General features: G+C 70.3%; 9 protein-coding genes. 4 read left to right on the top strand and 5 right to left on the bottom strand.

What is annotated here, in order from left to right; translation table 11 throughout:
- Positions 1-4: 4 nt before the first annotated feature.
- Together C5C17_RS07785 and C5C17_RS07780 are read right to left on the bottom strand one after the other, a co-directional pair.
- Positions 5-1,402, bottom strand: a complete 1,398-nt coding sequence (locus tag C5C17_RS07785; protein WP_104252798.1) for an NtaA/DmoA family FMN-dependent monooxygenase — start codon at positions 1,400-1,402, stop codon at positions 5-7.
- Positions 1,399-2,673, bottom strand: coding sequence for an LLM class flavin-dependent oxidoreductase (locus C5C17_RS07780; RefSeq protein WP_104252797.1), 1,275 nt, complete (start codon positions 2,671-2,673; stop codon positions 1,399-1,401). The genes C5C17_RS07785 and C5C17_RS07780 overlap by 4 nt, the downstream gene beginning before the upstream one ends.
- A 193-nt stretch (positions 2,674-2,866) precedes the next feature.
- Here C5C17_RS07780 and C5C17_RS07775 point away from each other — a divergent pair, with 193 nt between their 5' ends.
- The gene (locus tag C5C17_RS07775; RefSeq protein ID WP_104252796.1) at positions 2,867-4,567 is read left to right on the top strand and encodes a sodium:proton antiporter; all 1,701 of its coding nucleotides are present in this window, start codon (positions 2,867-2,869) and stop codon (positions 4,565-4,567) included.
- Positions 4,568-4,643: 76 nt separating this feature from the next.
- Here the strand turns inward: C5C17_RS07775 and C5C17_RS07770 are convergent, their stop codons facing one another.
- Positions 4,644-5,774, bottom strand: coding sequence for a hypothetical protein (locus C5C17_RS07770; protein ID WP_146079112.1), 1,131 nt, complete (start codon positions 5,772-5,774; stop codon positions 4,644-4,646).
- A gap of 110 nt (positions 5,775-5,884) precedes the next feature.
- Between C5C17_RS07770 and C5C17_RS07765 the strand changes: the two genes are divergently transcribed.
- From C5C17_RS07765 to C5C17_RS07755, 3 genes are read left to right on the top strand one after another with little or no spacing between them, the layout of a single operon-like run.
- A complete protein-coding gene (locus C5C17_RS07765) occupies positions 5,885-6,907 on the top strand; it encodes a 3-oxoacyl-ACP synthase III (RefSeq protein WP_104252794.1) in 1,023 nt (340 codons plus the stop codon).
- Entirely contained in the window at positions 6,904-9,555 is a 2,652-nt protein-coding gene (locus C5C17_RS07760; RefSeq protein ID WP_308471306.1) for an alpha/beta fold hydrolase, read from the top strand. Before C5C17_RS07765 ends, C5C17_RS07760 begins: the two co-directional genes overlap by 4 nt.
- Positions 9,552-10,550, top strand: coding sequence for an NAD(P)-dependent oxidoreductase (locus C5C17_RS07755; protein WP_104252792.1), 999 nt, complete (start codon positions 9,552-9,554; stop codon positions 10,548-10,550). Before C5C17_RS07760 ends, C5C17_RS07755 begins: the two co-directional genes overlap by 4 nt.
- On the opposite strand, the gene C5C17_RS07750 is transcribed toward C5C17_RS07755, so the two are convergent.
- Both C5C17_RS07750 and mgtE read right to left on the bottom strand, forming a co-directional pair.
- Positions 10,547-13,036, bottom strand: coding sequence for a LuxR C-terminal-related transcriptional regulator (locus C5C17_RS07750; protein ID WP_104252791.1), 2,490 nt, complete (start codon positions 13,034-13,036; stop codon positions 10,547-10,549). The genes C5C17_RS07755 and C5C17_RS07750 overlap by 4 nt on opposite strands.
- A gap of 303 nt (positions 13,037-13,339) precedes the next feature.
- Positions 13,340-14,692: a magnesium transporter gene (gene mgtE, locus C5C17_RS07745; protein ID WP_104252790.1), complete on the bottom strand. Its 1,353-nt coding sequence runs from the start codon at positions 14,690-14,692 to the stop codon at positions 13,340-13,342.
- Positions 14,693-14,703 lie beyond the last annotated feature (11 nt).

Raw genomic sequence — 14,703 nt, 5'->3', positions numbered from 1 at the left:
GAGCTCAGGCCCCCACGGTGCCTCCCGTGCCGAGCAGCTGACCGCTCGGTGCCTCCGCCGACGGCGGCTCGGACGGCAGGCCGAGGGTTTCGCGGAGGGTCGCACCCGGCGTGTACTCCTCGCGATAGACGCCGCGCTCCTGCAGCTCGGGGACGACCTCGTCGACGAACCGGTCGAGCCCGTTCGGGATCAGGGAGGGGACGATCACGAACCCGTCCGCGGCACCGCCCTGCACGTAGCGCGAGATCTCGTCGGCGATGTGCGAGCCGGTTCCGACGAACGTGTGGCGCGTGTTGAGCTTCAGCATGAGCTCTCGGACGCTGAGCGACTCGCGCTCCGCGATCTCCCGGAACTTCGAGATCTGGGCGCGCTGCTTGGAGAGGTCGTTGGCCTGACCGGCACGGATGAGCTGGTCGCCGGGTTCGAGGTCGGGAAGCGGCCCGTCCGGGTCGACGTCGGACAGGTCCTTCCCCCACACCTGCTCGAGCATCGCGATCGCCGTCTGCGGGCTGATCTGGGCGAGTGCCTCCTCGCGGGACCGCTCGCGTGCATCCGCCTCGGAGTCCCCCACGACGAAGGTCGCGGCAGGCATGATGAGGAGCGAGTCCTTCGACCGCCCGACGGCGGGGAGGCGGGACTTGACGTCGTCGAAGAAGCGCCTGCCGTCCTCGAAGGCCGCGTGCAGCGAGAAGATGATCTCGGCGTTCGCGGATGCGAAGTCGCGCCCCGCCGGCGAGTCGCCGGCCTGCACGATGACCGGATACCGTTGCGGGCTTCGCGGCACGTTCGAGATTGTCTCGATGTCGAAGTGCTTGCCGACGTGGTTGATGCGCTGCACGCCGTCCTGGCGCAGGTACTCTCCACGGCCGGGGTTCGCGGCGATCGCGTCGGACTCCCAGGAGTCCCAGAGGCGCTTCGAGAGCCGCACGAACTCCTCGGCGCGCTCGTAGCGCTCCGAGTACTCGAGGAAGCCGCCGCGGCGGAAGTTCTGGCCATGGAAGGCGTCGCTCGAGGTGACGACGTTCCAGCCCGCCCTGCCACCGGAGAGGTGGTCGAGCGTCGCGAGCTGGCGTGCGAGGTCGGCGGGCTCGTTGAAGGTGGAGGAGAGCGTGCCGACGAGCCCGATGTGGGTGGTGAGGCTCGCGAGGGCGGCGAGGATCACGAGCGTGTTAGGGCGACCGACGACGTCGAGCTCGTGGATGCGCCCCTTGTGCTCGCGGAGCCGCAGCCCCTCTGCGAGGAAGAGGTAGTCGAACCTGCCGCGCTCCGCTGTCTCCGCGAAGGTGCGGAAGGAGGCGAGGTCGATCTGGCTCCCGGCGTCCGGGTCGGTCCAGATGGTGGTGTTGTTGACGCCGGGGAAATGCGCGGCGAGGTGGACCTGCTTGAGTGGTGAGCTGGTCATGCGCGGTGTGCCTTTCGTGCGGGTGCCGGCTGCGCGGAGCTCTTGTGAGCGCGAGTCGCTGCGGAGCCTGCGGTCCCGGGCCGCTCCGCGTGGGAGGCTGCGAACCGGTTGGCCGGCCGAGGGACGAGGCCGAACGTCTTTCGAAGGCTCGGCGACTTCTCGCGCGGGTTCGGGGGCGCGACGATGCCCCTGGCCTCGAGCATCGGCCGAACGCGGTCGACGAACTCGGCCACGTCGCCGTGCGTGAGCGGGCGGACCCGGACGCCGTCGAGGCCAGCGTCGGCGTACTTCGCGATCAGCTCTGCCGTGATGACGTTCGAGCGCACGACGACCCTCGTGTCGCTGCGATACCCGGAGTCCGCGCGGACACGCTCGTCGAGGGCGCGGAAGTGCTCTTCGGTGGAGCCGTCTTCGTCGCCGAGGAAGATCTCCAGGTCGGCGACGATGCGCAGCGGCTCCCCCGTGCGGCCCACACGCAGCTCCGCGTCCCTGATGGTCGCCACCAGCTCCGCGACCGTCGAGCGACCCGGAGTGATGAACACGACATCTGCCTGCCGAGCCGCGAACTCGAACGACTCCTCGGCCTGCGCGAGGGCGAAGACGGGGGGCTGGCCCTGCGGTGAGCGGGGCACGATCGATGGCCCCTTGACGCTGAAGTGCTCTCCCTCGAAGTCGGCGTAGTGCAGGCGATCGGCGTCGATGAAGCGGCCGGTACTCTCGTCGCGGATGACGGCGTCGTCTTCCCAGCTGTCCCAGAGCCGGCGGATGACCTCGACGGCGTCGGTGCCCTCCGCGAAGATCGCGTCGAGGCCGAGCGAGCTCTTGCGGCCGAAGCTCGCGGCCTCGGCCGCGCTCGCGCTCAGTTTCGCGCGCAGTCCGGCGCGGCCGAGCGAGACGTGGTCGAGGGTCTGGATGCTCGTGGCCGCGTGAAAGGGCTCCGCGTGCGTCAGACCGATGGTCGGGACCAGACCGATGCGCTTCGTGAGCGGCGCGAGCGACGCTGCCAGGAGGGTCGCGTCGAGCGACACCTCGGCGAGGTCGCGGGGCGCCTCCCAGTCTGGGGCGCTCCCCTCGATCTGGTAGGCGTCCTCGAAGGTGACGTAGTCGATGCCGGCTCGTTCGGCGTGCTGCACGAGGTCGCGCCAGTAGCCGAGCTCAGTGAGCCTGGTGCCGTCACCGCGCGGGAGGACCGTCCAGGCGGCCGGATGCCAGCCTGCTCCCTGGAGGGCGAGTCCGACCGTGAATCGTCCGGGGCCTTGGCGTCTCGTCATGGTGCCTCTCTCACGGGATCGTGGGCCCCACGAACGCCGGAGCAGAGGTGCTGACGGTGCGTGGAGTTGCCCGATCGTAGGTCCGCGCGTGAAGGCCGTGAGTCGGGGCGCGTCACCGACCGAAATGGAGTGCAACATTTCGACGCGCGTCCCGGGGCGGCCGGTCTTCCCCAGCCGATTAGTCTGCTGTTCCATGGAGCTCGAACTCGCAGTCTTCGGCGTCGCCGCGATCCTCATCATCGTCGCGGTCGCCGCGATCGCACCGAGGCTCGGGGTGGCCGCGCCCATCCTGCTGGTCCTCGTGGGCATCGGCGTCGGCTATCTCCCCGGGGTCCCCGACTTCGAGTTCCCGCCGGAGATCATCCTCACGATCGTGCTCCCGCCGATCCTCTACTCGGCCGCCGTGAACGTTCCGCTGACCGACTTCCGCCGCAACCTGCGCTCCATCACCGGCCTGTCCGTGCTGCTCGTGATCATCTCCGCGTTCGGCAGCGGGCTGCTCCTCTTCGCGCTGCTCCCGGATCTGAACTTCGCCGCAGCGGTCGCGCTCGGCGCCGTCATCAGCCCGCCGGACGCCGTGGCGGCGACAGCCATCGGCAAGCGGCTCGGGCTGCCACCCCGTCTCGTGACGGTGCTCGAGGGCGAGGGGCTCGTGAATGACGCCACGGCCCTCGTCATGCTGCGCAGTGCCATCGCGGCGACGGCCGGGGCCCTCTCGTTCTGGGGTGCGGTCGGCGACTTCGTGCTCGCCGTGGCGCTCGCCGTGGTGCTCGGCGCCGTCGTCGGTGCAGTGACCGTGTTCGTGCGCTCGAAGCTGGGCAGCCCCGTGCTCACGACCGCGATCTCGTTCACGGTTCCGTTCCTGGCCTACGTGCCCACCGAGGAGATCGGAGGCTCCGGCGTGCTCGCCGTCGTCGTCGCGGGTCTCGTCACAGGGCACGCGAGTGCCAGCCGCTTCAGTCCACAGGACCGAATGAGCGAGCGCACCAACTGGCGCACGGCGCAGCTGCTCCTTGAGAACGGCGTCTTCCTCCTCATGGGATTCGAACTCTCGGCGCTCATCGAGTCGGTCGACGGCGACGAGGACGGCATCGGCCTCCTGCGCGCGGTCGGCATCGGACTCCTCGCGACCGCGGCACTCGTCCTCATCAGGGTCGCGTTCGTCATTCCCCTGGTGCTGATGCTCCGCAGCGAACAGCGCAGGGCCACGCTCGTCGCTCCTCGCCTCGACCGGTTCCTGGAACGCGTCGCCGGCAAGGACAACGTGCGGCCACGCCTGCTCGACCGGGCGAAGCGGGCGAGCGCGGACATGGCCTTCTACCGGGACGAGGGGCTGGGATGGCGCGGTGGAGCCGTGCTCGCCTGGTCGGGGATGCGGGGCGTCGTGACGCTCGCCGCCGCACAGTCGCTGCCCTCGGATTTCCCGTACCGTCCGCAGCTCATCCTCATCGCCTTCACCGTCGCGATCGTCACGCTCGTGGTCCAGGGCGGTTCGCTCCCGTGGCTCATCAAGCGGCTCGGCGTGACCGGCACCGACGCGCAGGCAGACGCGCGGGAGCTCTCGAGCCTCGCTGACGAGGTCTTCGAGGTCGCGCAGGATTCGCTCGCGAACCCCGAGCTGCGGCGCGCGGACGGACAGGCGTACGACCCGGAGGTCCTCGAGCAGGTGCGCGCGCTCGCGTCCCGCATGGGCGGCCTGCTCGCCAACCGCGCGGAGCTCGACGAGGATCTCGACGACGCGCACCTGCAGCGCCAAGAGCTCACGCGCATCCTGCTCGAGAACGCCCAGCTCGCGCTGCTCGACGCCAGGTCATCCGGTACCTACTCGTCGCGGACGATCGAGCAGGCCCAAAACCGCCTCGACGCCGAGGCGCTCCGGTTCGGCGGCGCGTGAGGGGACGCACGGGAAAGGGTGGGACACCGACTCGATCCGAGTCCGCACCCCACCCCCGTCGGGCCCTGCCGCCGGTCTACGCGGTGGCGTCGAGCGGGTAGCGCAGCGTCGCGGCCACCTCCGCACCGTCCACCAGGTCGCCTCTGCGCACTGCCCTGACCTTCGCGCCGTGCTTGAGGGCGCGCGCCGCGATCTCGTCGACGATCGCGTAGGTGTGCGGACCGGGGGTCTCGGCGCGCGTCAGCCTGCCGTGCTCGTCGAGCTCTCCCTCGAGCGTGGAGTCCATGTCGAAGTACAGCTCAGCGACGGCGCCCTGCGACGCGGCCCTCGCCACCTCGTTGATCGAGGTCGTCGCGTGCCCGTTGCTGCGCTTCGTCCCGAACTCCTCGCGCCACGTGTTGATCTCGCTGCGGTAGTGGTCGTCGAGGATGCCGCGGGCCTTCGCGTCGAGCTCGCCGGCGGCCAACGACCCGGGATGCGCTCCGATGCGCTGCTCGAGGAGCCCCGGGTACTCGTTCACTGCCCGGTAGGCGGTGTCGAAGTCGCCCGTCGCCGCGAGGATGAGCGGTGCGCCCGATTCCCGGAGGATCGGGATGACCTGCTCCTGCACGATCCTCGCGAACCGCTCGTGGCCGATGCGGTCGCCCGTCGTGCCCTGCGCTCGCTGTCGGTCGAAGCGTCCGCCCGTCGTCGTGTGCTCGAGCACCAGGGGGAGGTCGTCGGGGAGCCCCTCGATGGGCAGCTGGCGCGGCTTCGCGTCGGCGAGCACCTCGAACAGCGTCACCTCGCCTCGGGAGAGCCCGAGCACGAACCCGCAGTTCGGGAAGGTGGTGGCCCGCAGGAGTGCGCCGACATCGAAGCGGTCGCCGACGGCGACGTGCTGGCCGAGGCGGTTCGCGAGGCGGAAGGTGCGGAAGCGGTCAAGTGAGGCGAGGATGACGAGCGACCGGGATTGCGCCCGCCAGAACTCAGGATCGGACTCCAGCTGCTTCGCGGGATCGAGGGTCTTCGCGATTCGCGTCCGGTCCAGGCCGAGCGCCTCGAGCTCTTTCGCCGCCTGGCTCACCGCCGCGCGCAGCTCAAGTCGCAGAGCCTCGGACTCGCTCGGAGCACTCGATGCCGGGATGGCGATGCTCACGCTGCCCTCGCCCCGGTACTCGGTCAGTTCAAGCAGATCTTCATGGGTGGGAATATCACTTGGCAACATCTCTGCACGCTATTGATTCGGCCTGAGAGTTCGGTCACCGTCGAGCACCTAGACTGACGTGGTTACGCCCCTCCACACCCCTCGTACGGCTCAGGACGCAAATCACATCTATGACAGGTAACGCGACTACTCGCTTCCACAACGTCTCGCTGCTGTCGGTCGCGAGCCGCCTCCCGTCGAAGGCCACCGCCTCCTCGGAAATCGAAGGCCAGCTCGCCTCGGGCTTGAAGCGGTTGAAACTCCCCGGCAACCTCCTCGAGCGCGTCGCCGGGGTCACCGAACGGCGAAACTGGGCCGACGGCGAGTCCTTCACCGACGCGACCGTGGCCGCGGGACAGGAGGCGCTGCGGCGTGCCGGCGTCAACGCCAGCGACGTGGGCCTCCTCATCAACACCTCCGTGACCCGCACGCACCTCGAGCCCTCGGTCGCCGTCCGCATGCACCACGGACTGGGGATGCCGAGCTCGGCCGTGAACTTCGATATCGCGAACGCGTGCCTGGGCTTCGTGAACGGCATGACGCTCGCCGCCCAGATGATCGAGGCCGGGCAGATCCGCTACGCCATCATCGTCAACGGCGAGGACGCCGACGAGATCCAGGTCAACACCATCAACCGCCTGCTGCGCGACGACATCGGCCGCGAGGACTTCATGAGCGAGTTCGCGAGTCTCACGCTCGGCTCGGGGGCGGCGGCGGCCGTGCTCGGCCGCACCGACGAGCATCCGGAGGGCCACCAGATCCTCGGCGGCGTGACCCGGGCGGCCACCCAGTTCCACGAGCTCTGCGTCGGCAGCGTCCAGGGCATGTTCACCGACGCGAAGGCGCTCCTCAAGGGAGGGCTCGACCTCGTCGTCTCCGCCTGGAAGGAAGCCCAGGCCGACTGGAACTGGTCGTCGATGGACCACTACATCACCCACCAGGTCTCCCGCGTGCACACGAACGCGATCGTCAAGGCGGTCGGGCTCGACAGGAAGCGAGTGCCCACGACGTACCCGACGCTCGGCAACGTCGGCCCCGCCTCCATCCCGATCACGCTCGACCTGCAGTCGAGCACGCTGAAGCGCGACGACCGAGTGCTGCTCATGGGGGTCGGTTCAGGCCTGAACACGGCGATGATGGAACTCAAGTGGTGAGGTCGGCCACACGCCCACCCTCCGGCCTGCCCGGACTCCAGGACAGGTTCAGCCGCATCGTCGATGCTCCGGGCGTCGGCGCGGACGCCGGCACCCGGCGAGGCTGGCATGTCCTCGACACCGGGCCGTCGCTGGCGCAGCTCGGCATCGAGCCGGTCGGCACGGTCCTCGCTGTGCACGGCAACCCGACGTGGTCCTACCTGTGGCGCGCCCTCGCCAACGAGTCGCTCGCGGCCGCTGAGTCCGGAGGCGCCGCCTGGCGTGTCGTCGCAGTAGACCAGCTCGATATGGGCTTCTCCGAGCGAACCGACGTGCGCCGCACGCTCGAGCAGCGCATCCTCGACCTCGGGTCCCTCACCGCCGAGCTCGGCCTGGACGGCCGCATCGTCTCGCTCGGCCACGACTGGGGCGGCGTCGTCGCACTCGGCTGGGCGGTCCGCCATCCTGAGCTGCTCGCCGCCGTCGCCTCCCTCAACACCGCCGTCGACCAGCCGAGCGACCTGCCCATCCCGGCGGCGCTGCGACTCGCCCGCTTCGGTCCGGTGCTGCGCGCTTCCACGTCGACGAGCCCGGCGTTCCTGCGGACGACGCTCGCCCTTGCGAACCCCCCGCTTCCGACCGAGGTGAAGGCAGCGTACTCCGCGCCGTACCTGGACCGCGCGTCGCGTCTCGGCATCGAGCAGTTCGTCGCCGACATCCCCGTCGACGAAGACACAGAGAGCCACGAGGCGCTGCTGGACGTCTCATCGGGCGTCGCAGAGCTCGAGGTGCCCGCCCTGCTGCTCTGGGGCCCCCGCGACCCGATCTTCACCGACCTCTATCTCGGCGACCTCATGCGTCGGCTCCCCCACGCCGAGGTGCACCGCTTCGAAGGCGCTGGCCACCTCATCGCCGAGGACGCCCCGTACGCGACGCATCTCCTCACCTGGCTCGACGACGTCGCCGCCGGTCGTGCGCGCCGGCGCGAGCAGCCGGCGAACTCCCCCGCCCCGGTCATCGTCCGCAGCGCCGCACCCATGTGGGCGGCCCTCGACGAGCACCGTGACGACCCGTCCGTCGCCGCGCTCGAGATGGGACGCGGTCCCGACGGGGCACCGCTCGCCGTCTCCTGGCGTCAGCTCGCCGCCCGCGTCGACGAGCTCGCCGCGGGCCTGAGCGCCGTCGGCGTCCGCCGCGGAGACCGCGTCTCGCTGCTCGTGCAGCCCGGCGTGACCCTCACCGCCATCGTCTACGCCTGCCTGCGCATCGGCGCAGTCGTCGTCGTCGCCGACGCGGGCCTCGGTGTCAAAGGCCTCTCGCGTGCCGTCCGCGGCGCGTGGCCCGACGTCGTCATCGGGCAGGTCCCCGGGCTGACCGCGGCGAAGGTGCTCGGCTGGCCGGGCCTCCGCATCAGTGCCACGAGCATCCCCGCCAGCAGCCGCGCGGCTCTCGGGGTCGCCCACTCGCTCGCCGAGGTCGCCGAGCTCGGGCGCGGCGCGGCCCTTCCCGATGCCCCCGGCCCCGACGACCTGGCAGCGGTGCTCTTCACCTCCGGCTCCACGGGGCCCGCCAAGGGCGTCGTGTACACGCATCACCAGCTGCAGGCCGTGCGAGACACGCTTCGCGACACCTACGGCGTCACCGCCGAGTCGGGCCTGGTCACCGGGTTCGCGCCGTTCGCGCTGCTCGGCCCGGCCCTCGGGACACGATCAGTGACCCCGGACATGGACGTCACCTCGCCACGCACACTGACGGCGACGGCTGTTGCCGACGCGGTCATCGCAGCGGACGCCCGCATCGTGTTCCTGTCGCCAGCGGCGATCCTCAACGTCGTCGCGACCCGAGACGGGCTCGACGCGACGCAGCGTGCGGCGCTCGAGCGCGTCCAGACGTTCCTCTCGACGGGCGCGCCCATCGGCGCGAGGCTGCTCGACGATGCCTGCGCGCTCATGCCCAACGCCGAGGCGCACACACCCTACGGCATGACCGAGTGCCTGCTCGTGACCGACATCGACCGCGACGGCATCTCGGCCGCGGCGCTCGCCCCCGACGACGGGGTCTGCGTGGGCGCGCCCATCGGCGGCAACGTGGTGCGCATCAGCGCCCTCGACTCCTCTGGAGCCGCGCGGGGTGAGCCCTCGGACGAGCCCGGCGTGCTCGGCGAGATCGTCATCAGCGCACCGCACCTCAAAGAGCGCTACGACCGACTCGCGATGACGGACCGCGCCGCCGCGCGCGAACTGCCCCCCGAGGGGCGCTGGCATCGCACGGGCGACGTCGGCCACCTCGACGACGAAGGCCGCCTCTGGGTGGAGGGCCGCCTCCCCCACGTGTTCGTGACGGCGGACGGACCCCTCGCGCCCGTCGGCACCGAGCAGGACCTCGAGACGCTGCCCTGGGTTCGGCGTGCTGCCGTCGTCGGCGTCGGCCCAGCCGGCACGGCGCAGGCGGTTGCGGTGCTCGAGACGCGCGAGCCGACGCGTCGGGTGCGCGTCGCCGAAGCGGAACTCGCCGACGCCCTGCGCGCGTCCACGACGCATCCCATCGCGGCCGCCTTCATCGTGCCCGAGCTCCCCGCCGACATCAGGCACAACTCGAAGATCGACCGGAGCGCGCTGGCCGCCTGGGCTGAGCGCGCGCTCTCCGGGGAACGGGTCTCAGCGCCGTGAGGGTTCTCGTCACGGGCGCGAGCGGAATGCTGGGGCGCGCCGTCGCGACCGAGCTGCGCGACAGCGGCCACGAGGTCACGACGATGCAGCGCGGTCCCAGCGGCATCGACGGGGTGACGGATGCGCTCGGATCGCTCACCGACGAGGCTGCCATCGAACGAGCCGTCGCCGGCGCCGAGGGCGTTGTGCACCTCGCCGCCAAGGTGTCGCTGAGCGGCGCGGAACACGAGTTCGAGGCCGTCAACGTCACGGGAACGAAGCGTCTGCTCGCACACTCGAGGGCCGCTGGCGCCACACGCTTCGTCATGGTGTCCTCCCCATCGGTGGCGCACTTCGGCGCCGCCATCCACGGCGCGAGCGCCGATGAGGCGAGGCCCGATCTCGCGCACGGCAGCTACGCCCGTACGAAGGCGACGGCCGAGCTGCTCGCCCTCGCGGCGGACGCCCCCCAGTTCGCGGTGATCGCGGTTCGTCCCCACCTCGTCTGGGGGCCGGGTGACACGCAGCTCATCGGGCGCATCCTCGAGCGCGCCACGAAGGGGACCCTCCCGATCCTCGGACGCGGAGCCGCGCTCATCGACTCCTGCTACGTCGACAACGCCGCAACCGGGATCGCAGCGGCGCTCCGGAGAGCGCCCGCCGCGCACGGCAACAGCTACGTGATCACGAACGGCGAGCCGCGCACCGTCGCCGAGCTCATGGAGGGCATCTGCCTGGCCGGCGGTGCGCCACCGCCGCGACTGCGCATCCCAGCCGGGGTGGCTCGTGCTGCGGGGTCGATCATCGAAGGCGTGTGGCGCATCCGACCAGGTCAGGATGAGCCGCCCATGACGCGCTTCCTCGCCGAGCAGCTCTCGACCGCGCACTGGTTCGACCAGCGCCGCACCCGAGCCGACCTCGAGTGGTCGCCTGCGGTCTCCCTCGAAGAGGGATTGCAGCGTCTCGCCGATCACGCGGCTGCGACGCGCAGCACGGCGAGGACCCAACGAAGCTAGTCGAGCAGCCCCCGCCGCTCAGCTGCCGCCACGGCCGAGCGCCGGTCGCTCGCGCCGAGCTTTCGGAACACGCTGCGCAGCTGCGCGCGGACCGTATGCACGGAGACGAAGCGCTGCGCGGCGATCTGCGCGTTGGTCCTGTTCCTCCCCACGAGGCGCAGAACCTCGATCTCGGCGCTCGAGAGCTCCTCGCCGACGGTGGAATCTGACAGCGGCCGCGAGTCGAGTGCGGAGACCACCAGCAGATCGGCGATGCGCTTCGGCAGCCTATCGCTGATGGAGGTCATGAGCTCAGCATCGCTTGTCGTCGCGAAGCGCAGGGCGAACCTGGCGTTGCGATCGTCGAGGCACTGCGTTGCCATCGTCGCGATGCGGTTGGCCGCCGCATCCAGGTTCCCGAGCCTCAGCATGCAGAGTGCCGCGAGCGTGCGCGCGATCGACGCGAAGCGTGGGGCGATCTTGTCGTCGGCGAGGGAGGCTTCGGCGTGGGCGATGGCTTCCCCGGGTCGGCCGTTCGCAAGCTCGACGAGGGCGCGCGCGAGGCTCACATAGCAGTCGCCCTCCGCACCAGAGTAGTCCGCCGCCTTCTGGGCGCGCAGGCTCTGGCCGCGCGTGAGGTAGAAGGTCGTCGCCGACAGGGTGAGCAGCGTGGACGGGAGCCCGTCGCGCCATGAGGCCCCGCTGAGCTCGAGGAGCTCATCGACCTCGGCGATCGGGTCCTCGTCGCCCACGAGGGCCTCGAGGAGGATCCGCACGCTCGCCCCGATGTCGTGCGGGAGGACGGAACGGGGGAGGTCGCGTAGCTGACGCGCCAGGTCGCGCGCCTTCGCCTCCTCCCCGTTGTCGAGCAGGTCGAAGCAGTCCGCGAAGCCCGGCAGGGAGCGACCGGTGAGCTTGGCCGCATCGGCCTGCCGCACGCCGGCGATGACCCCGATGATCTCGATGTGCCGGAGCGCGTCGGTGTCGGTGCGGTTGAAGCTCTGGCCGTGCTCGGCGGCGATATTCGACAGCTCGAGCGCGAGCGGCATGTCCTCGAGGAGGCTGGCCGCCCAGACCAGCGCGAGGCAGTCAGCCGCGAAGCGACCGCGGGCGATGGGCGACGCGTAGAGGGCGGCGTGCAGCTTCCCCTCCACATCCCGGATGAGGGCCTTCGCGTCGCGAAGGCAGCGGTCGGCCGCGGCACGATCTCCCCCGAAGGAGGTGGCCAGGGAGTGCCTGGTGACCTGCGAGAACAACCCGATCGGGTCGCTGGCGGCGATGCGAGTCGTGGCGATGCTGGACTCGCGCAGGCTGTGGAGGACGCTCCGCGTCGCACCGGATCTGCGCCAGCGGAAGAGGGCGATGAGCAGGTTCGTGCTGACGAGCCGCGGGAGCACACTGGATGGGGCCTGGAGCATCTCCTCGACGGTCTCCCGCGGGGCGTACTCGTAGATGGTTCTGAAGTGGCGCTGCGCGATCGACTCGACTTCGCCCCAGGCGCGAGCCCGGAGGGAGAGGAAGAGCCTCTGCATGACGTTGCTCTCGCCGGGGAAAGCTGCCACGGCCCGCGCGGCGAGCGCGCGGACCTCGTGAGGTGAACGCTCGGCGCCGAGGCGCGCGAAGGTGTCGGCGTGCCAGACGAACTCGACGTCGAGGGACACCGGGTTGATCTCCGTGACACCGTACGGGGATGACGCGAGCTCGTCGAACCAGTAGTCACCGGTCAGCTCCGGCGCGAGCAGGTGAAGGTCATCCCTCGAGAGGCGCCGCAGAATGCTGGCGGCGCGCATCACTTGCACGGCGTCGACGCGGTCGAGCTCAGCAGGGTCGAATCGACGAAGCTCTTGGAGCGTCAGAGCGGCACTCGAGCTGCCGCTGACGACGGACCAGCCCTCAGCGTGGGCGTTGACCCGGAATCGCTGCAACGCGACGCGAGTCGTGAGCGGATGCCCGGCGAACGAGTCGAGGAGCTGCATCCGGAGTTCTCGGGGCGCGCCTGGCGCGTTGGCTGCAAGGACCGCGTTCAGCTCCGACGCGTCGAAGGCGAGGTCTCGGGGCCTCAGGACCGCACCGGCTGCTCCGTGCGCGGAGGCCCAATCGGGCATCGACAGCGATGCGATGAGGAATCGGGGGGCGCTTCCTCGGTCCGCGGCCTCATCGCCGTCCGCCGGCATGGCCAGCCGCTTGATGCGGTCCCAGAGCTGGTCGTCCTGCGCGACGATGACGTCGTCGAGGAGGATCGCGAGGCGCCCCGAGCGCTTCCCGTCGTCGAGGTCGTCCAGAACACGTTGCAACCCCGAGCGTGACGAGCACCAGACGTGCGCCTCGCCGACGGACTCGAGCCTCGTCTGCATCTGCCGGAGCAACGTGGTGCGTCCGCTTCCCGGCATGCCGACGAGGAAGGTCAGGGCGTGGCCCTCGAGAGCAACGCCGGAGAGGCGGTCGCGTTCCGCGATCTGCCAAGGCTCTCCCCCGCGGTGGTCGCCGTTGAGCGTCGTGCTGGACATTCGCTTCTCTCCTGCTGATTCTCGGCGTCGGGCGCCGTGGACTCCCCCCAGAGTCCGGCACGATCGCGGAGATCGTCCTCCGCTACCACGCCGCGCCCCCACGATACGGTTTTGGGGACACGCGCGTTGTATGCGTTCGCGCCGCGTCTCGGGTCGCCGCACCCGTTTCTTGGATGAAGCCCGAGTTTCGCTGGCCCATTTCACATATTTGTGACGCCAAAGCGTGAGAGCGACCATGAATTCACCGGGTAACCGGCCCACGGAGCAAATTTTTGGACCGCGTTCGCTCGGGCGTGTCTCGGCTCAGATGCCCAGGACCGACTTCGCGATCGAGAAGTAGACGAGGAGCCCCGTCGCATCACAGAACGTGGAGATGAATGGCGTCGAGAACACTGCGGGGTCGACCCGGATGGACTTCGCCACGAGCGGCATGACGCCACCGACCGTCGCCGAGATCGTGCAGACCGACAGCAGGGTGAGACCGATGACCGTGCCGATGCCGATGCCGTAGAACGTGGTCGCGATAGCGAATGCGACGGCCCCGAGCGTCATGCCGAGCACGATGCCGGTACGCAGCTCCTTGAGCGCGACCGGCCAGGCGTTCCTGGGGCGCACCTCCCCCATGGCCAGGGCCCTCGTGACCGTGGTCGCCGCCTGCGAACCGGTGTTGCCGCCGATGCCGGTCAGGAGCGGGATGAACAGCGCGAGCGCCACCTGCTGCTCGAGGGTCGCCTCGAAGAGCTCGAGCACGCTCACCGTCAGAATCGCGGAGACGGCGAGCACGAACAGCCAGACGATGCGGGAGCGGACGACGGCGAAGACCGGTGTCGTCAGGTACGGGCGCCGCAGCGGCTCGGCTGCGCCCGCGTGGGCCTCGTCCTCGTCGCGAGCGGCCTCGACCATCCGGTGCGCGTCGTCGCTCGTGAGCAGCCCGATGAGTCTGCTCTCGCTGTCGACGATCGGCATCGCCAGCACGCCCCGGTCGACGAGGGTGCGGGCCGTCACCTCGGCGTCGTCGTCGGCGTGCGCGTACAAGGCCGTGGCCATGTGGTGCTCGACCGCGTCGTCCGAGTCGGCGAAGAAGAGCTCCCGGAGGCTCACGACACCGAGCAGGCGCCGCTCGTCGTCGATGACGGGGATCGTGTAGATGGTCTCCGCGTCACCGCCCCGCTGCCGGATGCGCTCGAGGGCGACGCCGACGCGCTCGTGCGGGTAGACGTGGACGTAGTCGGGGGTCATGTGCCTGCCGACGCAGCCGACCGGGTAGCCCAGGATGATGGCCGTCTCGCCGCGCTCATCCGCCGGCAGGTCCTGGATGAGCCGCTTCGCGATCTTCGCCGGGAGCTCGTCCATGAGGGCGACCCGGTCGTCTGGGTCGAGTTCCGAGAACACCCTCGCGACGTCGGCGTCGGAGAGCTGCGCGACGACCTCGCGCTGCGCGGGTGCGTCCATGCGCTCGAAGACGGTCATGGCCTCGTCCTTCGGCAGGAGCCGGAACGCGACCCCGGCGTCTCCTGCAGGCAGGCGTTCCAGCAGCACGGCGACGTCGGGCATCGGCGCGCTCCCCAGCGCAGACGCGACAGCGCTGAGGTCTCCCCGGGCGAGTTCGGTGGTCACGAGTTCGACAAGATCGTCGAGAGAGTGGAACGGGGGCATGTGGGAAATGC

The organism is Pseudoclavibacter sp. RFBA6 (assembly GCF_002931575.1).
Lineage (GTDB): Bacteria > Actinomycetota > Actinomycetes > Actinomycetales > Microbacteriaceae > Pseudoclavibacter > Pseudoclavibacter terrae.
This window is presented reverse-complemented; position numbering and strand designations above follow the sequence as displayed.

Excerpts from the sequence above, each read along its gene's own strand:
- C5C17_RS07785 (WP_104252798.1), bottom strand. The coding sequence starts at position 1,402 with ATGACCAGCTCACCACTCAAGCAGGTCCACCTCGCCGCGCATTTCCCC.
- C5C17_RS07780 (WP_104252797.1), bottom strand. The coding sequence starts at position 2,673 with ATGACGAGACGCCAAGGCCCCGGACGATTCACGGTCGGACTCGCCCTC.
- C5C17_RS07775 (WP_104252796.1), top strand. The coding sequence starts at position 2,867 with ATGGAGCTCGAACTCGCAGTCTTCGGCGTCGCCGCGATCCTCATCATC.
- C5C17_RS07770 (WP_146079112.1), bottom strand. The coding sequence starts at position 5,774 with ATGTTGCCAAGTGATATTCCCACCCATGAAGATCTGCTTGAACTGACC.
- C5C17_RS07765 (WP_104252794.1), top strand. The coding sequence starts at position 5,885 with ATGACAGGTAACGCGACTACTCGCTTCCACAACGTCTCGCTGCTGTCG.
- C5C17_RS07750 (WP_104252791.1), bottom strand. The coding sequence starts at position 13,036 with ATGTCCAGCACGACGCTCAACGGCGACCACCGCGGGGGAGAGCCTTGG.
- mgtE (WP_104252790.1), bottom strand. The coding sequence starts at position 14,692 with ATGCCCCCGTTCCACTCTCTCGACGATCTTGTCGAACTCGTGACCACC.